The 17910-nt window shown below is 40.0% G+C and carries 16 protein-coding genes and 1 tRNA gene; 4 read left to right on the forward strand and 13 right to left on the reverse strand.

What is annotated here, in order from left to right:
* Window positions 1-85 precede the first annotated feature (85 nt).
* A tRNA-Ser gene (locus HCN54_RS04470) sits at window positions 86-170 on the reverse strand.
* A 91-nt stretch (window positions 171-261) separates the two neighbouring features.
* Window positions 262-924 (reverse strand): vancomycin high temperature exclusion protein, encoded by a 663-nt coding sequence (locus HCN54_RS04475; protein WP_167596717.1) that lies wholly within the window; start codon window positions 922-924, stop codon window positions 262-264.
* Window positions 925-1126: 202 nt separating this feature from the next.
* On the opposite strand from HCN54_RS04475, the gene HCN54_RS04480 reads away from it, so the two are divergent.
* Complete coding sequence (locus tag HCN54_RS04480) at window positions 1127-1756, forward strand: NAD(P)H-dependent oxidoreductase (protein WP_167596718.1); 630 nt, start codon at window positions 1127-1129, stop codon at window positions 1754-1756.
* Here the strand turns inward: HCN54_RS04480 and HCN54_RS04485 are convergent.
* The 11 genes from HCN54_RS04485 to nhaC form a co-directional block, all read right to left on the reverse strand.
* On the reverse strand, window positions 1751-2104 hold the full coding sequence (locus tag HCN54_RS04485; RefSeq protein ID WP_167596719.1) for a hypothetical protein: 354 nt from the start codon (window positions 2102-2104) through the stop codon (window positions 1751-1753). The genes HCN54_RS04480 and HCN54_RS04485 overlap by 6 nt on opposite strands.
* Window positions 2105-2184: 80 nt before the next feature.
* On the reverse strand, window positions 2185-3330 hold the full coding sequence (gene ribB / locus HCN54_RS04490; RefSeq protein WP_072982717.1) for a 3,4-dihydroxy-2-butanone-4-phosphate synthase: 1146 nt from the start codon (window positions 3328-3330) through the stop codon (window positions 2185-2187).
* A 265-nt stretch (window positions 3331-3595) separates the two neighbouring features.
* A complete protein-coding gene (locus HCN54_RS04495; protein WP_240924944.1) occupies window positions 3596-5206 on the reverse strand; it encodes an LptF/LptG family permease in 1611 nt (536 codons plus the stop codon).
* Between the two features lie 7 nt (window positions 5207-5213).
* Window positions 5214-5879 (reverse strand): LolA family protein, encoded by a 666-nt coding sequence (locus HCN54_RS04500; protein ID WP_167596720.1) that lies wholly within the window; start codon window positions 5877-5879, stop codon window positions 5214-5216.
* Window positions 5872-8259 carry a DNA translocase FtsK gene (locus tag HCN54_RS04505; RefSeq protein WP_167596721.1) on the reverse strand — a complete coding sequence of 796 codons (2388 nt, stop codon included), beginning with the start codon at window positions 8257-8259 and terminating at the stop codon, window positions 5872-5874. The genes HCN54_RS04500 and HCN54_RS04505 overlap by 8 nt, the downstream gene beginning before the upstream one ends.
* 208 nt (window positions 8260-8467) lie before the next feature.
* Window positions 8468-8845 (reverse strand): diacylglycerol kinase, encoded by a 378-nt coding sequence (locus tag HCN54_RS04510; RefSeq protein ID WP_167596722.1) that lies wholly within the window; start codon window positions 8843-8845, stop codon window positions 8468-8470.
* Between the two features lie 3 nt (window positions 8846-8848).
* Window positions 8849-9349, reverse strand: a complete 501-nt coding sequence (gene tpx / locus HCN54_RS04515) for a thiol peroxidase (protein WP_167596723.1) — start codon at window positions 9347-9349, stop codon at window positions 8849-8851.
* 376 nt (window positions 9350-9725) lie between these two features.
* Entirely contained in the window at window positions 9726-9974 is a 249-nt protein-coding gene (locus tag HCN54_RS04520) for a DUF6952 family protein (protein WP_009779762.1), read from the reverse strand.
* Window positions 9955-10269: a thioredoxin family protein gene (locus HCN54_RS04525; protein ID WP_167596724.1), complete on the reverse strand. Its 315-nt coding sequence runs from the start codon at window positions 10267-10269 to the stop codon at window positions 9955-9957. Before HCN54_RS04525 ends, HCN54_RS04520 begins: the two co-directional genes overlap by 20 nt.
* Before the next feature lie 57 nt (window positions 10270-10326).
* Complete coding sequence (locus tag HCN54_RS04530; RefSeq protein WP_072982709.1) at window positions 10327-10965, reverse strand: peroxiredoxin; 639 nt, start codon at window positions 10963-10965, stop codon at window positions 10327-10329.
* 251 nt (window positions 10966-11216) lie between these two features.
* Window positions 11217-12698, reverse strand: a complete 1482-nt coding sequence (nhaC, locus tag HCN54_RS04535; RefSeq protein ID WP_167596725.1) for a Na+/H+ antiporter NhaC — start codon at window positions 12696-12698, stop codon at window positions 11217-11219.
* A gap of 236 nt (window positions 12699-12934) precedes the next feature.
* Here nhaC and HCN54_RS04540 point away from each other — a divergent pair, with 236 nt between their 5' ends.
* From HCN54_RS04540 to HCN54_RS04550, 3 genes are all read left to right on the forward strand, one after another.
* Window positions 12935-15292, forward strand: a complete 2358-nt coding sequence (locus HCN54_RS04540; protein ID WP_167596726.1) for a hypothetical protein — start codon at window positions 12935-12937, stop codon at window positions 15290-15292.
* Window positions 15293-15356: 64 nt separating this feature from the next.
* Complete coding sequence (gene lpdA / locus HCN54_RS04545; RefSeq protein ID WP_167596727.1) at window positions 15357-16763, forward strand: dihydrolipoyl dehydrogenase; 1407 nt, start codon at window positions 15357-15359, stop codon at window positions 16761-16763.
* A gap of 165 nt (window positions 16764-16928) precedes the next feature.
* Window positions 16929-17906 carry an NAD(P)H-quinone oxidoreductase gene (locus tag HCN54_RS04550; RefSeq protein WP_167596728.1) on the forward strand — a complete coding sequence of 326 codons (978 nt, stop codon included), beginning with the start codon at window positions 16929-16931 and terminating at the stop codon, window positions 17904-17906.
* Window positions 17907-17910: the final 4 nt, after the last annotated feature.

Consider the following 17910-nt stretch of genomic DNA (forward strand, 5'->3'; position numbering starts at 1 on the left):
TAATATCAAATGAAATCAATAAAAATAAAAAACCCTGTAAATCAACTATTTACAGGGTTTTTATTGCCTATTAAAGGGCTTTCCGCGGAGAAAGAGGGATTCGAACCCCCGGAGGTGTGACCCTCAACGGTTTTCAAGACCGCCGCATTCGACCACTCTGCCATTTCTCCTTGAGTGTCTCATCAGCTATTTGCTGATTGCGGGTGCAAATATAGAAACATTTTTCTATTTGACAATGCACTTTTTTAAGGATTTTTTCGCTTAATTGTTTTTTCCGGTGATGGGGATTTTATCTCCCTTAAAATGAGGCTCTTTATTGATCAAAAGTTCGAGCCAGGCTTTTACATTCGCTGCAACTTCTCTAAATCTATTGCGAGATTCCAACTCATATTCTCGGCGATCACCGTTGTAACCATAAAAATTAAGGTTCATACGACGGGCAATGTAAACAGCTCGCGGCAGGTGAAAGCGCTGCGAAACAACAATTGCATTATCTACCTCAAAAATATACGATGCGCGGTACACCGAATCATAGGTGTCAAACCCGGCAAAATCCATAAAAATGTCTTCTTCGGGAACGCCGCGATCTAAAAGGTAGTTCTTCATAGCAACGGGTTCATTGTAATTGGTTGTTCGGTTGTCACCAGAAACTAGAAAGCGTTTTATTTTTCCGCGTTTGTAGAGTAGTAGGGCAGACTCTACACGGTCTCTAAGCATTGTAGATAGTTCGCCATTACGTCGCACACTGGCACCCAAAACAAGACCGGTATAGGTTTCAGGCAATGCATCTACCGAATCATAAATATAAGCTTCGGTTTCGTCATTGATATGATAGGCGAGAAAAGAGGTGAGCAGTAAGATCAATAATCCTAAAAGGACTAGATAGCGCAACACACGTAAAGCAAGTAATTTCTTAATCGGCATAAATAAAAAGCATAGCAACTTCTAAACTGTAAACTTATCATTTGTTTTAATGCAAACGTAATCTAGAGGTAACAACGTATGTAATAAATGAGGTAAAGTCTCTTAAATAGTTGAGATTTTTAATGGTTAGATAAGAATTCCTTAGCTTTTTATAAGCCAAGAGCAAAAGTAAGGCAGTATCTTTACAAAAAATTGTACCCAAATGAATGTGATCTCCAGTCTAAAATGGCGCTACGCAACTAAAAAATTCGATGATTCTAAAATCCTTTCGGAGGATAAGCTTGATGTCTTAAAGGAAGCATTCAACCTTACAGCCACATCTTACGGATTGCAACCGGTGCGTTTGGTAGTAATTTCAGATAAAACACTTCAGCAGCGCTTAAAAGAAGCCGCAATGAATCAAAGTCAAGTGCTAGATGCCTCTCACGTATTAGTGATTTGCGTTGAGCGTAAAGTTGAAGCACCTTTTGTAACAAACTATTTTGACAGGGTGAAAGAAGTGCGAGAAACTCCCGACGCCATTCTCAAACCCTTTAGAGAAATGCTGGAGCAAAAATTTGATAAACAGCCTATGGCTGATACTCGGGAATGGGCTATTCGTCAGGCTTATTTAACCTTAGGGAACTTACTCACCGTTTGTGCATTAGAAAAGATAGATGCCTGCCCTATGGAAGGCTTTGAACCAGAAAAATTTGACGAAATCCTCGAACTCAAAAAACACAATCTTGCTTCTGCTTTAGTGTTGCCTGTGGGATACCGCGCCACTGACGATATGTTTGCCGATTTCAAAAAGGTGCGCCGTCCTCAAAAGGAAACTATAATCCATTTATGATTGATAAAATCTGTTGATCATAATTGGTTCTAAAATGGGCATATTGTATTGATAGGGATCTTCGCGATCTAAATAGCGCATTTTGTTTTCAAAAGAATCATCAGGCTTTATAATGGGCATTAATGGTTTAAATCCGTTGGGTTTTTGTGGAAGGAATTCAAAAGCTTCAAACCGGTCTTCAAAATCATTTAAAACAGAAATTGAAAAATCCTGTTCATTAAGATTTAAAGGTTGATTAGTGACCAAAGAATCAGGCTCGGTCAGATGCATTTGAGATGCTATCTGGGCTTGCATAAAACTTCCGAAGCCAAAAATGAGTAAAACCGAAGCGTAACGTTGAGTGCTCATAAAATCGTTTTTTGAATGCTTGATATTCAAAATACGAAAAAAGAGAAGCGGCGTGACAGTTCTTTCTGAAAATTAAGCGTTTAATAATGTACGCGATCGGCAATTTCAAGTCCGTAGCCTATCATACCTACGCGTTTGTGCTCCTCGCTGTTGGATAATAATTTGATCTTAGAAATACCTAAATCGTGTAAAATCTGCGCACCTATACCAAAATCTTTCAAATCCATTTTAGGATGTGGATTGGGTTGGCGTCCTGATTCTTGACGTTCTTTAAGATCAGCAAGACGATACAAAAGTTTACTTGCAAAGTTTTCCTGATTGATGAACACCACAGCGCCCTTTCCTTCTTTATTGATCACTTCAAAAATCTGATCTAGTTTGGTGTCCGGTTGTTCGGTAAGTGTGCTTAGGATATCATTGTTCACAAAAGTCGAATTAACGCGTACAAGCACCGGCTCATCATTAACCCAGGTGCCTTTGGTAAGCGCAATATGAATTTGGTCATTTGTGGTTTGCTGGTACGCACGAAGTCTAAATTCACCATAATGCGTTTGAATCGTAAAATCTTCTTTCTTAACAATCAGCGAATCGTGCTGCATACGATAGGCAACCAGATCAGCAATAGAAACGATTTTTAGATCAAATTTTTTTGCGATCTCTGCGAGTTGAGGCAATCTAGCCATCGTCCCATCTTCATTCATCACTTCGACAATCACCCCGGCAGGAGCAAATCCTGCTAAACGGGCAAAGTCAATTGCAGCTTCGGTATGACCGGTCCTGCGTAAAACGCCGCCTTCTTTGGCTTTCAACGGAAAAATATGTCCGGGTTTTGTGAAATCCCAGGGTTTCATTTCAGGATTGGTAAAGGCTTTAACAGCTTTTGCCCGATCTAAAGCACTTATACCTGTGGTAACGCCGTGACCCTTTAAATCAACCGAAACCGTAAATGCAGTTTCCATAGGGTCGCTATTGGTGCCTACCATCATTTCGAGTTTCAGTTCTTTACAACGTTCTTCGGTAATAGGTGCGCAAATAAGGCCGCGGCCGTGCGTCGCCATAAAGTTTATAGTTTCGGCAGTAACCATTTCAGAGGCAGCTAGAAAATCACCTTCATTTTCCCGATCTTCATCGTCAACGACAATGATTACTTTTCCCTTTTTGATATCTTCTATCGCTTCAGGAATGGTATTTAATTGTATTTCTTTGGTAAGCGTTTGCGCTGCCATAATTGAATTTTTAATGGTAAAAGAATACTACTTCTATTTTTAAAAACGAAGTATTTCTTATCAATTTATACATCGTTAGGCGCTAACTTAACGATAACGTAAAGGTACGATTTAGGCTGCTTTTAATTGGCACCGCCAAAGGGTTTAATACCTTCGTCCCGATAGCTATCGGGATGCCTCGAAATTGAAAATATGTTTCCAACTAATGCCTCACGGCCTAACCCTGAGGTAGTTTACTGAAAATCATAAGCAAATTTAATACTGCTTAAATGTTCTTGTGTAAGGTTTCTGCTGCTTCTTTAAAAGTGGAAGAGTAGCCGTATGCTTTGTAGTTAGCGATAATATCTTCTAATTCCCGTTTTGTTTTTGTTTTAAGAATCGCTTTTTCTGAATTGCTTAGATTGAAATCAGCCAGCGGTTGCTCAGGATCAACTTTTTGATCTTTTTTCTTTTGGAATAATTTTTTAACCGGATCTAAAAATCCGTCAAGGTCAAAGAGTCCTTGGTCAGTTGTAGCTCTATACGTTAAATAAACGCCTAACGGAAATAGAATTAAGGTGCTTAACCAACTTGCCAACCAAGCGGCAACGCTGCCGTCTTCGGCGCTGTTTTTGGCGAAAATTCCAATGAAATGATAGGTGAGGAAGAGCACCACTCCCACAACAATAGGAAGTCCAAGACCACCTTTTCTGATAATTGCACCTAGCGGAGCTCCCACAAAAAACAAGATCACGCAACCAAAAGCTAGCACAAACTTTTCGTGCAGTGCGATCTCATATTTGCTCAAGGTTTTCACCTTAACCGAATTATCGGTTTTTCGATTTTTAATAGAAGTGATGGTGTTCTTAACCGTGGTTTTTGCATAATCTAACACTTGAATTTGCTCAGAAAACTCAAAATTTTCAATAAGATCAGGATTGAGCGTTCGCGTAGTATCCCGCGGAATATTTTTAAGATATGAAGTGTCTAGTTTGCGCAACTGCATTTCGCGTACCTGAGCTTTTCCTAACGAAGCTAGATAGGTGTTGTAATTTTTTGAAATATCAACGAGAGTATCATTAAGCTGCTTTACCGTAAGCATAGTGTAGGCATTGTCTATACTCTTTTCATCCATATCTACGTTATCAATCTCAGAAAGGTCAATATTGATCGTGTAGGTCTCAAAATAACTTTTGACGAAAGGTTCGCGTTTTTGTTTTCTAAAATCTTTTTGCTCGACCTCGTCATAGTAATTTCCGTCAATCAGTTTTAACGAAAGCACGTTGTCACCCTCAGCGCTAATGAGTTCGCCTTCACGCGCTTTGATCACCGTGTAATTACCCACGCGGCTGGGATCTTTTTGGTAGATGATCACATCTTTTAAAAACTGACCTTTGTCTCCTTGTTTATCGGCGACTTTCATCACATAATCTTCACCAATCGTGGTGTATTGCCCTTTTGTGATCGCCATCGCAGGTTTTACCTGAGCGATGTTTCGGCGGAGGTTAAGCGACTCAAACTCTGCAGCAGGAATCACATAGTTTGCAAACAAAAAGGAGATTCCTGCCAGAGCTAAAATGAAAATTGTAAGACTGCGCATAGCGCGCTGTAATGAAATTCCGGTAGATTTCATCGCGGCAAACTCATAATTCTCAGCAAAGTTTCCGAAGGTCATAATACTGGTAAGCAAAACCGTTAACGGCAGTACCAATGTAACCAGGCGAGGAGAGAAATAGAGCAGGAATTTTACGATGATCACGAGATCAAGATCTTTGCCGGCCAGCTCTTTTATATAAAGCCATACCGTCTGAAGCACAAATATGAACATCAAAATGATGAACGTGCTTAAAAAATTCTTGATAAACGTGAGTAGTATGTACCGGTCAAGGATCTTCAAGAGAAAACTAGTCTAAATTATTGATGTAATAATCTCCGTATTTTGAAGCGTCAAAGGTAAAAAGATTACCCGGTAAAGGTTGGTTTGTCTTAAACGAGTTGACAGTAATGGTGATCTTACTTCCGTTGTTTTGGGTCATAATCAAGCGATAAATGTGCTTGGTTTGTGCGTCAACACCCAATAAAGCCGATTTTAATTCGCTGTTAGAATCCATGGGCGTAAGCTTCACATATTGAATTTTACGACCATTTACATTTTGCTCAATATCCCATTTATAAGTGTAGCCTTCGTTAAAAAATGTAAGCATTTTAGAAGGCGTTATGGCATCGTCATCTCCCGGATCTTGAGTAGAAATGGTGATCTCTTCATCTTCAGGAACGATAGTGTATAATTTTTTACCATCATACATTTGCGTAGTCCCCATCAAGTTTAATTTGTATTTATCACCATCTAAGGTCACGTCACCACGTGTTTCCTGATTGATTCCGGCGGCATCATTAGACAAACCGTACTTAAAATCAATAAACATATTGTCATAGGTTTTTACCTTAGCAGAAACCTGATCTAGAAGTTTTTTGGCTTTAGCATCCTGTGCAAATGCACTGCTTACAGAAACCAATGCAATTAGGGCAAGCGTAAAAATCTTTATTTTAGAAAAATTCATGTTATTCATTGTTTAATTGTTGATGTAATGCATTCATATCAGACACGAGTACCTGTCTTGCTTTACTACCTTCAAACGGACCAACAATACCGGCAGCTTCTAGCTGATCTATAATTCTACCGGCTCTGTTATATCCTAATTTTAATTTTCGTTGTAATAAAGACGCGCTTCCTTGTTGCGCTGTTACAATAACTTCGGCAGCTTCCATAAACAAGGCATCCCGGTCACTTGCATCTATATCAAGACTTGTGCCACCTTCTTCACCTACGTATTCAGGAAGTTGATGTGCCTCAGGATACGCTTTCTGCGAGCCGATAAAATCTGTGATTTTTTCAACTTCAGGAGTGTCTACAAATGCGCACTGCACACGTATTAAACTATTTCCTTGGGTAAACAGCATATCACCTCGACCTATTAACTGATCTGCACCCTGACTGTCAAGAATGGTACGCGAGTCAATCTTTGATGTCACTCTAAAGGCAATTCTGGCAGGGAAATTGGCTTTAATAATCCCCGTGATCACATTCACCGAAGGTCTTTGGGTGGCTACAATCAAGTGAATACCAATAGCCCGTGCCAGCTGTGCAAGACGTGCAATAGGCGTTTCAACTTCTTTACCGGCGGTCATAATTAAATCGGCAAACTCGTCAATTACCAAAACGATATACGGTAAAAATTTATGTCCGTCATTAGGATTGAGTTTACGTCGCTTAAATTTGGCGTTATATTCCTTAATGTTACGCGCCATCGCATCTTTGAGCAGGTCGTAACGTTTATCCATCTCAATACACAACGAGTTGAGCGTATTGATCACTTTAGTATTATCAGTGATGATCGCATCTTCAGAATCTGGTAATTTCGCCAGATAATGACGTTCTATTTTATTGAATAAGGTAAGTTCAACTTTCTTGGGATCAACCAATACAAACTTTACTTCCGCAGGATGCTTTTTGTACAGTAACGAAGTAAGAATCGCATTCAATCCTACCGATTTACCCTGACCGGTAGCGCCCGCCATAAGTAAGTGCGGCATTTTTGCCAGATCGACCACAAAGGTTTCGTTAGAAATGGTTTTACCTAATGTAAGCGGGAGTTCCATTTCTGCATTTTGAAACTTTGGCGAGGCGATCGCCGAACGCATAGAAACGATACGCGCATTCTTATTAGGAACTTCAATACCAATGGTACCTTTTCCCGGGATAGGGGCAATGATACGAATACCTAATGCAGCTAAGGAAAGCGCAATATCGTCTTCAAGATTTTTGATTTTTGAAATACGTATTCCGGCCTCCGGAACGATCTCGTATAGCGTTACCGTAGGACCAACGGTCGCTTTAATATGCGCAATATCAATCTTGTAGTTTTTAAGCGTATCTACAATGCGATTTTTATTTTCTTCAAGTTCTTCCTGATCTACGGTAATGCTTTGACCTTTAGTATAATCTTTAAGCAATTCGATCGTAGGGAAGCGATAATTGCTGAGTTCTAGCGTTGGGTCAAACTCCCCAAAATCTTGTACGAGTTTAGTGCTTAAATTCTCAACGACTTCCTCTTCCTCGACGGTTTCTTCAATTTCGATCTCAAAATCTTCGTCTGCATCTTTTGGAGTTTCTTTTTCCTTAACCGGAGTAGGAGCCGGAGCAGGCTGAGCAGGAGTTGTTTTTAACTGTGGTTCTTCAAGTTCTTCTTCTGGAGCTTCTTTTGGTAATTCAATATTATCTTTATCAAACGCCGTATCTACAAACTCATTACCCTCATCGTCTTGCGAATTAAATTCAGAGGCAAAGGCTTGCTTTCGCTTTGCGAAAAAGTGCGTAATATGCTCAGGGGTCAGTTTTAGCCTTACGGCGAAATATACAATCGCAACAAACGCAAGTACCAGAATGGTACCGATCAGCCCGATAAAATCCTGAAGGAAATCATTAAGTTCAAAACCTACCATTCCGCCAAGTAACGGACTCGTTTCTGAGAAAAAACCTAAAAAGGTTGCAAACCAAAGCATCACAATGATGCCCCAAAACCAAAAAGATTGAAGTCGTTTTTTAGGCTTGTCAAAAAAGTAATAAAATCCGGTTAAGGTAACCAGAACTGCAATGGTAAACGCGGCAAGACCGAAGCCTTGATAAATAAAGAAGTCGCCAAGAGCAGCACCAAATTTGTTTAGCCAATTTTGAGATTGTAAACTGCGATCGCTTAGATCGTTGAGCGTACTCTGATCTGCCTGCCAGCTGAAAAAATAGGAGATAAAAGAAAACAACAACGCCAGTCCCAGAAGGAATAGAAAACTTCCCAGAACGATCTTTTGTTGTTTAGACAGTACAAAAGAGATTTTTTTGGACTGCTTAGTCGTTTTAGATTTTGCTTTAGTTTTAGTCTTTTTTCTGGCCATTATAAGCGTAAACTCTAGAGTCGCGATTGGGCTTCAAGAAGCAACTTGAAGCTTCAAAAATTTTTAAAGTATAGTAGCAAAGCCAAGATTTACTATAAGAGCTTGATTTTGCTACGATTAATAGGTGTAATGCTAGCGCTAATTAATTCATGTAAATTGATTAGCGCGTAAAAGTACAAATATCAAACGGTACTAAACTTATAAAATTTTAGAACAGTTTAGGGATATAAATGATACCGCCTACAATTGCCGCGATAACAGCAGCAAAGGTGACTGCTCCCGCAGAAACATCTTTGATCACTCCAATTTTTTTATGGTAATCCGGGTGAATGAAATCGGCTATTTTTTCAATAGCTGTATTGAGTCCCTCAACCGCTAGAACTAAGCCAATGGCCAGTAATTGAATACACCATTCTACCGAAGAGATTTCGTAAACAAAGCCTAAAACGGTTACCACCAGAGCACACAAACTCTGCACCTGAATGCTAGGTTCGTTTTTGAGGAGTAACCAAGCGCCCTTAAAAGCATATTTAAAGGCCTTGATTCTATTTACTACAAAATGTTCTTTGGTTTCCGGGTCAGTCATACTTTAGTTGAGAACGCTTAAGGCAGCTTCGTAGTCGGGTTCTTGACCAATTTCGGGCACTTGTTCCTCATAAATGATGTTGTGGTCAGCATCTAAAACAAGCACAACGCGTGAATGCAGTCCGGCAAAAGCACCATCGGCAATTTCCAGCCCGTAGTCTTTACCAAAACTACCATCTTTAAAGTCAGAGAGTGTTTCTACGTTGTCTAGACCTTCGGCACCACAAAAACGTGCTTGGGCAAATGGTAAATCGCGTGAGATACACAATACTGCCGTATCATCAAGAGCTGCAGCATCTTTATTAAAATGTCGTACAGAAGCAGCACAAACCCCAGTATCTACACTTGGGAAAATATTCATCACAATGCGTTTGCCTTTGTACTGCTCAAGACTTACTTGAGCAAGATCTTTTGAAGCAAGTTTAAAGTCAGGAGCAGCGGTGCCAACTTTAGGGAGTTCACCAGAAGTATGCGTAGTATTTCCGCCTAGGGTAATAGTAGCCATAGTTTTTAAATTGAAATTAGATCGCCCAATCGTTGGGACTTCAATTGTAATAGTAAAGTGTTATCTTTTTAGCAATTAATGCGCTCACAATTGCAACGTAAATGTACTTATAAGCAAATGGACCTACAATTAAAGGAATGCTAAATTGAAGCGGTAAGCACTATTTAAAAGCTATGAGGGCATAATTTGGTTTCCGTGCATAAAAAAAGTCCTCAAATCAACTGACTTAAGGACTCTTTTCAATAAAAAAATCTAATCTACATTATTTATTGGCATCGCCTACGGGTAATATATAGAGACATGAATGCTAATCAAGAAGATTTTAAACATGTGTCTCGTGAGCCAATCTATACAGATGGGCGTACCCAATGGCAATTTATCTGTCGATAGAACCTAGAACTTTTTGCGCAAAACCGTTTGCTGCATCACGTTCAGACATTCCATCAGCTATCATTTGGTGCATTTCTACAGCTCCACAAAGGTTGGTGATCAATTCACCAACAACATCCATATCATTATCTGTACACGAGCGGTGCTCGGTAAAAGATTCTAACACATCGATAGTGTTTTGTAAAGCTTCTGCACTGTTATTTTTCTGTAAATGTTTAATTACTGGTAACTTCATCTACGAGTTCTTTTAGGTTTTCAAACTTGTTGGTTTGTACCTGATTAACAAAAGCTCCGTTTTTAAACGTGGCAAAAGTGGGTAGGTTGTCTACCGTTGCCAATTTTCGGCTTTCCGGATATTTCTCTGCGTCTACTAAGTAAAACTTAGCATTTTCATTTTCTGAAGCCAGCTTTTTGAATTTAGGCTTCATCAACCTGCAGTTTCCACACCAGCTTGCCATATATTGAACCACAACAGTCTCGTTATCGCTAACTAATTCTGAAAGGTTGTCTTGATCAAGTTCTTGAATCATAAGAATTGAATTTTAAGGTGATTAATTTCTTTAAAAAATGAAGTTGGGTGAAAGAAATTAATTTGATGCTAAGTAAGAAGCAACACCATCACGGTTAGCATTCATTGCGTCTTTACCTTCTTCCCAGTTTGCAGGACATACTTCACCGTTTTTCTGTACGTGTGCATAGGCGTCAATTAAGCGTAAAAATTCTTTTACGTTACGACCTACCGGCATATGATTTACACCTTCGTGAAAAACAGTACCTTCTTCGTCGATCAAATAGGTAGCTCTATAGGTTACGTTATCACCGTCAACAGTTAATACACCGCTTTCTTCATCATAACGCTCGTTAGTCACATCAAGAATACCAAGGCGGTTTGCCAAGTTACGGTTAGTGTCTGCAAGAATTGGATACGTTACACCTTCAATACCACCGTTATCTTTAGGAGTGTTTAACCAAGCAAAGTGTACTTCTGGAGTATCGCAAGAAGCACCAATAACAATAGTGTTGCGCTTTTCAAATTCATCCATAGCAGCCTGAAAAGCGTGAAGCTCTGTAGGGCATACGAATGTAAAATCTTTTGGATACCAGAAAAGCAATACTTTTTTGTTTTTGCTCTTTGCTTCTTCAAGGATGTTTACTTTAAAAGTATCTCCCATCTCGTTCATAGCATCAACTGCAAGATTTGGAAATTCTTTACCTACTAATGTCATATTGTTTGTTTTTAATGATTTATTTCTACTGCAAAAATAGCAGGGAAAAACCAGTATTTACAAGATATAAATGCAAACAAATTATTTCAGTATAAGAAATGCTTATGCTTAGTAGAGGAAATCTATTTTTTTAGGATTGTGCTAAATTTTAGTAGTGGAAACTGTCAAAATACTAATATATCTGAAGCTATTTTGCGAGGTTGATAACGCAGTGTTTTCAACTAATTTCCGTAGCTATTAAATTTAACAGTTTAGGAAGCTTTAGCCTCTTTTAAACTGCGGATTTTGATACGGAAAGCTGCAAAAATTAAGGTCATAAACGGACTCAGCCAATTGAAGATCGCGTAAACAAAATAATCAGCCACCGAAACTCCTAAAACACCACTTTGGTAGGCGCCACAAGTGTTGTAAGGCACTAAGACCGAAGTTACTGTACCGCTATCTTCTAGGGTTCGGCTTAAATTTTCAGGAGCCAGACCTTTGTCTTTATATGCTTTAGCATACATTTTTCCGGGAACGACAATCGCAAGATATTGATCACTCGCAGTAGCGTTGAGACCTATACACGTAGCCACCGTACTGGCAAAAAGTCCAAAGGTGCTTTCAAAGAGATTCAACATAAATTTACTAATACGTGCCAATGCTCCTATGGCATCCATCACGCCGCCAAAGGTCATTGCACAAATGATGAGCCAGATGGTGCCCAGCATACCTGCCATCCCGCTTGCGGCGAACAAATCATTGAGATTTTCATTAGTCGTTTCTATAGCCGTATCTACAGTAATGGCATTCATTATTCCTTTATATCCGCTTTCTAGGCTTAAGGTTTCGCTACCGCCTAGAGTGGCAACGATTTCCGGCTGAAAAATAAGAGCGGCAATTCCGCCTAAAAGTGTTCCAATCAATAGCGCAATAAGCGGAGAGGTCTTTTTAACGATCATAAAAATGACGATCGCAGGAACCAGAAAAAGCCACGGACTAATAGTAAATGCGTCATCAATAGCCGTCAAAATCAATGAGGTATCGGCGTCACCGCTAGTCTCTATATTAAAGCCAATGATGATAAATACGATTAATGTTATAGTCACCGTAGGCACAGTGGTAAACAACATATATTGAATGTGCGTGAACAAATCTGTTCCTGCCATTGCGGGAGCAAGGTTTGTCGTGTCACTTAAAGGCGAAAGTTTATCTCCAAAATACGCTCCAGATAAAATAGCTCCGGCTGTCATTCCTAAAGAGATACCTAAAGCATTAGCAATACCTATTAATGCAATACCTACGGTAGCAGAGGTCGTCCAACTGCTTCCGGTGGCCACCGATATGATTGCACAGATCACAACACAAGCGGCTAAAAATATAGACGGATTTAAAATTTGGAGTCCGTAATAAATCATTGTAGGGATGATCCCGCTAATGAGCCAAGTTCCTGCAAGGGCACCTACCATTAAGAGGATTAAAATGGCGCCTGCGGTAGATTTAATATTTTGCGCAACTTCTTCCATCATCGTATCAAAAGAAGTTTTATTAAAAATCCCAACTAAGGCGGCTACGGCTGCTCCCAATAGCAAGATAAACTGATTAGAACCGCTGAGCGCATCATCACCAAAAACAAATACATTGTATGCCAGCATCCCAACAAGAGCTATAATAGGAATTAAAGCCTCCCATATAGATAATTCTCTGTTTTCTACAATTTCTTGATTTTTTGGATCCTGATCCTGATTGCTCATAAGTGTTTTTTAAGATGCTTACAATAATAAACATTCTGTAGAATATAGTTAAAAAGTATTTTGATCACTATCAAAACACACAGTGCTATGCTAAAAGAATACATTCCGATAAAAAGCATATTTAATCGATTAAGTGTTGTTTTGTGAGAATTGTTTTTTACTTGTGTTAAATAGCTGTTTAGCAGTTGACTAAATTGATTTAACGATTATTTTTGCAACGCCTCAATCAAAATTTTATGAAAAAACTCATACTCTCGTTCGTTTTTCTTTGTGTTCATTTTGTTGCATCAGCACAGGTAGGAATTGGGACAACTTCACCAGACCCTTCAAGTATTTTAGATTTATCGTCAAGCGCTAAAGGATTCATCGCTCCTCGAATAAGTTTAAACTCGGTTTCAAATAGCAGCATTGATGGTGTAAATACCAATGCCAATGGTTTGATGATCTACAACACAAACGCTTCAGTAACCGGAGGAAACGGTGTGGGCTATTATTATTGGAATGGAAGTACGTGGACGGCGATGAAAGCTGCAGCATCTTCAGGTAATAATTGGGCATTGACAGGGAATAGTGGTACAAATTCTTCGACAAATTTTTTGGGTACTACCGATGGGCAGCCGCTGAATTTTAGAGTAAATAATGTAGGAATTGGTCGATTTGCGACTAATGGAGCAGTGCAGATTGGTGTCGGAGCGTTGGCTACAGATAATAATTCATTCGCAATAGGTAAAGACGCCAAGGCTGTATATGAGGCTATATCTTTAGGGATGGGAGCTAATGCCTCAGGGAATGAATCAATTGCATTAGGCAAGAACTCAAAATCTATCTACCAGGGAATTGCTATTGGTTTAGGAGCTATCAACACAGGAAACCAATCGGTTGCTTTGGGTTATGGAGCATCTTCATCATATCAATCTACAGCTTTTGGATACAATGCATTAACAAGTGCAAACAATGCTATTGCGATCGGAAATGCTTCAAATTCCGCTAGTCAAAATGCTATTTCAATAGGGACATCAACATTGACAAACCGTAATAACGGCATTGCAATAGGTAATCAAGCCAAAGCAAAAGATTATGATCATACCTTAGCAATAGGTAATGAAGCAGTGGCCGCGGGTGGAGTAAGTTCGATTGCCATCGGAAATATAGCTAAGGGCAGTAATGAATATGCAATTGCTTTGGGATATGATGCCGAAGCTAAGAGCGGTTCTAAAAATATTGCAATCGGATATAATTCAACTTCTTCAAATTCAGATAATGTTGTAGTCGGTACTGATGCAACGTCTAATTCGCTTAATGGTATCGCTGTAGGAAAGGGATCCTATGCAAAGGATGCAGATAATACCTTAGCTATAGGGTACAACAGTAGAGCAGATAAAGCAAATGCAACGGCATTAGGTAGTCAAGCGTATGCAACTGCTATAAATACCACCTCTTTAGGTTATAATTCAGATGCGACTGCAGATAATGCGACTGCTGTAGGTTATGAGACTAAAGCAAGAGGGATTTCTTCCGTAGCAATTGGTGATCGTGCAGAAGGGAATGCGTTGAATACTGTTGCCATTGGTTACTCGACTGTAGCAACGGCAACTAATTCTCTTGCTATTGGCGATGATGCTTATACAAATAAAGCTTTTGGCTTAGCAGTTGGGTATTCTGCAGACGCTCAAGGTGATTATTCAATAGCTTTGGGTGCAGAAAGTTACACGAGCGAAATAAATGCTACTGCAATTGGTCGACTTTCTGATGCTCAAGGTGCACAGTCTATTGCCTTGGGTTATGACACGTATACTAACAAGGCTAGTGCAGTTGCTATAGGTAACAATGCCGAAAGTACAGGAGATGATGCTTATGCTTTAGGAACAGAAGCAAGAGCGAGTAATACATCTGCTATTGCCTTAGGAAAGCTAACAAATGCATCTAGTGACGATGCTATTGCCATCGGAAGACTGGCAAATTCTAGCGCGAGTAACACAACAGCGGTAGGTCAAGGAGCCAGTGCAACAGCATTGAATAGTTCAGCTTTTGGAACGGGAGCTACAGCATCTGCCTCCGGAGCTACGGCAATAGGTAAAGGAGCTATTGCAAGTCAACAGAAAACGGTTATTCTCGGAGCTTCAGATAATAGCGTAGGTATAGGAACCAGTACTCCACAACGAAAGTTGCACGTCAACAATGGTTCAATACGAATAAATGATGGTACAGAAGGAGCAGGTAAAGTGCTTACATCTGATGCTAATGGTAATGCAAGTTGGCAATCTATATCTGGTATTCCCCAAATTGTTGCTGCTGGATTAGTTCAGGCAAATGGAACAGCCATCAAAATTACTGGAGCAACGGTGACAAGACTTAATTTAGGAGACTATCAAGTTACATTTACATCTGCGAGAGCTTCTGCCAATTATGTAATTAATTTAGCAAATATTGATTGCGGTGGTAATTGTGGCGGTACATCTTATGACGATCCCGGTATCACGTATTATGATCGTGAAACTACAGGTTTTAAAGTCAATATAGGGGACAGTGATAATGGTAATACACAAAAAGCGGATATCGATCTAGAATTCACATTTTCTGTCATTGATTTTTAAAACTACAATTGCACACCCTTTTTAACTGTCGTACCTTTATACTTCTTAAACAGAAATCAGTATTATGAGTACATACGACGTTGCGGTCATTGGTTCCGGTCCCGGAGGTTATGTGGCTGCCATTCGCTGCGCCCAGTTGGGTCTTAAAACAGCAATCATTGAGAAATATGCAACTATGGGCGGTACCTGCCTAAATGTAGGTTGTATTCCATCTAAAGCCTTGTTAGATTCTTCGCACCATTATGAGGATGCGGTTAAGCATTTTGAAGAGCACGGGATCGAGATCCCGGGAGAGGTAAAGATCAATTTAGAGAAAATGATGGGGCGTAAAGCTTCCGTAGTGGAGCAAACTACTAAGGGAATCGAGTTTTTGATGAGCAAGAACAAGATCGATACTTATCAGGGTGTAGGTAGTTTTAAGGATAAAACCCATATACATATCGCAGTAGCGGAAGGTGATGATGTGGAGATTGAAGCAAAACATACCATTATCGCGACCGGAAGTAAACCTGCAAGTCTTCCATTTATTGACATCGATAAGGAGCGTATCATAACGTCAACCGAGGCCTTAAAACTTAAAGAAATACCGAAACATCTTATCGTTATTGGCGGTGGTGTAATTGGCCTTGAATTGGGCCAAGTTTATAAACGCTTAGGTTCTGAAGTAACTGTGGTTGAATATTTAGACCGTATCATCCCAACTATGGATGGCGCGCAAAGTAAAGAATTGACCAAAGTGCTTAAGAAGTCAAAAATGACGATCAATACTTCACATAAAGTGAGCGCTGTAGAGCGCAATGGTGACGAGGTGATCGTAAAAGCGACCGATAAAAAAGACAAAGAAGTAGAATTTAAAGGGGATTATGTCTTGGTTTCTGTGGGACGTAAAGCCTATACAGACGGGTTGAATCTTGATGCGGTTGGTCTTAAAACAGACGATCGTGGTCGAGTGGAAGTCAACGAACATTTGCAGACTTCTGTTGATAATATCTATGCGATCGGTGATGTCGTGCGTGGCGCGATGCTAGCACATAAGGCGGAAGAAGAAGGCGTGTTTGTAGCAGAAACTTTAGCTGGTCAAAAACCGCATATCGATTATAATTTGATTCCGGGAGTGGTATATACTTGGCCTGAAGTTGCTTCTGTAGGTAAAACTGAAGAGCAATTGAAAGAAGCGGGTACGGCTTATAAATCTGGTCAATTCCCTATGCGTGCATTAGGGCGCTCTAGAGCTTCTGGTGATATTGATGGTTTTGTAAAAATTCTTGCAGATAAAGAAACGGATGAGGTGCTAGGGGTTCACATGGTGGGCGCTCGTGTAGCCGATTTGATTGCTGAAGGTGTAACTGCTATGGAATTCCGTGCTAGTGCCGAAGATATAGCGATTATGTCTCACGCACATCCTACTTATGCCGAAGCAGTAAAAGAAGCGGCGCTCGCAGCTACTGAAGATAGAGCATTACATATCTAATAGTATAAAAATTCATCAAAAACCCTTTTCGACTGAAAAGGGTTTTTTTATTGGCACCGTCAAAGGGTTTAGTACTCCGTCCCAACAGCTATCGGGATGTATCTAAATTAAAAATTTGATCTCAACAAATACCTGGTAGAGGTCACTCAAGTTTACTTAAAAACTATGAAAGCGATTTATATAACTCAAGCAGGAGGCCCCGAAGTTTTGCAGCTGCAAGATCTGGAGTTCCCTGTATTAGAACCTAATGAGGTGCGTATTGCGGTGAAAGCTTCTGGCGTCAACCGCAGTGATATTCTTACCCGTCAGAATCCTGATGCGTATGGCGGCGATATTCCTAAAGCACAAATACCGGGATTAGAGGTTTCAGGAACGATCACCGCTGTAGGTGCTTCGGTTGAAAATTTTAAAATTGGTGATGCCGTATGCGCTTTGGTTGCCGGTGGTGGCTATGCGACCCACATTCACGTTGATGCTCGTTTATGTCTTCCAATACCTAAAGGTTTAAGTTTTATAGAAGCAGCAGCACTTCCTGAAGTGGTTTTTACAGTTTGGTTTAATGTGTTTCAGCAGGCCAAAGCGGTAAAAGGCGAAGGTTTACTCATTCACGGCGGCACAAGCGGAATTGGAGTTATGGGGTTGCAAATCGCCAAAGCTTTAGGCTTACAAACGTATACCACTGTAGGAACTCAGGAGAAAGTTCAGTTTATTGAAAAACACGCCTTGGCTAAGGTGATTAGTTATAAGGAAACGGACTTTGAACAGGCTTTTAGCGAAGAGAAAATCGATGTGATTCTGGATATGGTTGGCGGTGATTACACCCAGAAAAACTTGAATATACTGCAGAAAAATGGTCGGCTTGTATATATCAACGGAATGAAAAGCTTAACGCCTTCTATTAATTTATGGACGGTGATGAGCAAACAACTCATAATAACCGGGAGCTTATTAAAACCGCAATCTATTTCCGTCAAGAAACAGATTGCAGAAGAGGTTGCGCAGACAGTTTGGCCACTACTAGCTTCAGGCGAAATTAAACCAGAAGTGTACCGCGTGTACCCTCTTGAAGAGGCTGCTCAAGCCCATCAACTTATGGAAGATAGTGACCACATAGGCAAAATTATTCTAGAATCCCAACACTAAAATA

The sequence above is a fragment of the Leeuwenhoekiella sp. ZYFB001 genome (assembly GCF_011784865.1).
Taxonomy (GTDB): Bacteria; Bacteroidota; Bacteroidia; order Flavobacteriales; family Flavobacteriaceae; genus Leeuwenhoekiella; species Leeuwenhoekiella palythoae.

What these genes read in the sequence shown, in the direction of transcription:
- HCN54_RS04475 (WP_167596717.1), bottom strand. Translation starts at nt 924, where the DNA reads ATGCCGATTAAGAAATTACTTGCTTTACGTGTGTTGCGCTATCTAGTC.
- HCN54_RS04480 (WP_167596718.1), top strand. Translation starts at nt 1,127, where the DNA reads ATGAATGTGATCTCCAGTCTAAAATGGCGCTACGCAACTAAAAAATTC.
- HCN54_RS04485 (WP_167596719.1), bottom strand. Translation starts at nt 2,104, where the DNA reads ATGAGCACTCAACGTTACGCTTCGGTTTTACTCATTTTTGGCTTCGGA.
- ribB (WP_072982717.1), bottom strand. Translation starts at nt 3,330, where the DNA reads ATGGCAGCGCAAACGCTTACCAAAGAAATACAATTAAATACCATTCCT.
- HCN54_RS04500 (WP_167596720.1), bottom strand. Translation starts at nt 5,879, where the DNA reads ATGAATAACATGAATTTTTCTAAAATAAAGATTTTTACGCTTGCCCTA.
- HCN54_RS04505 (WP_167596721.1), bottom strand. Translation starts at nt 8,259, where the DNA reads ATGGCCAGAAAAAAGACTAAAACTAAAGCAAAATCTAAAACGACTAAG.
- HCN54_RS04510 (WP_167596722.1), bottom strand. Translation starts at nt 8,845, where the DNA reads ATGACTGACCCGGAAACCAAAGAACATTTTGTAGTAAATAGAATCAAG.
- tpx (WP_167596723.1), bottom strand. Translation starts at nt 9,349, where the DNA reads ATGGCTACTATTACCCTAGGCGGAAATACTACGCATACTTCTGGTGAA.
- HCN54_RS04520 (WP_009779762.1), bottom strand. Translation starts at nt 9,974, where the DNA reads ATGAAGTTACCAGTAATTAAACATTTACAGAAAAATAACAGTGCAGAA.
- HCN54_RS04525 (WP_167596724.1), bottom strand. Translation starts at nt 10,269, where the DNA reads ATGATTCAAGAACTTGATCAAGACAACCTTTCAGAATTAGTTAGCGAT.
- HCN54_RS04530 (WP_072982709.1), bottom strand. Translation starts at nt 10,965, where the DNA reads ATGACATTAGTAGGTAAAGAATTTCCAAATCTTGCAGTTGATGCTATG.
- nhaC (WP_167596725.1), bottom strand. Translation starts at nt 12,698, where the DNA reads ATGAGCAATCAGGATCAGGATCCAAAAAATCAAGAAATTGTAGAAAAC.
- HCN54_RS04540 (WP_167596726.1), top strand. Translation starts at nt 12,935, where the DNA reads ATGAAAAAACTCATACTCTCGTTCGTTTTTCTTTGTGTTCATTTTGTT.
- lpdA (WP_167596727.1), top strand. Translation starts at nt 15,357, where the DNA reads ATGAGTACATACGACGTTGCGGTCATTGGTTCCGGTCCCGGAGGTTAT.
- HCN54_RS04550 (WP_167596728.1), top strand. Translation starts at nt 16,929, where the DNA reads ATGAAAGCGATTTATATAACTCAAGCAGGAGGCCCCGAAGTTTTGCAG.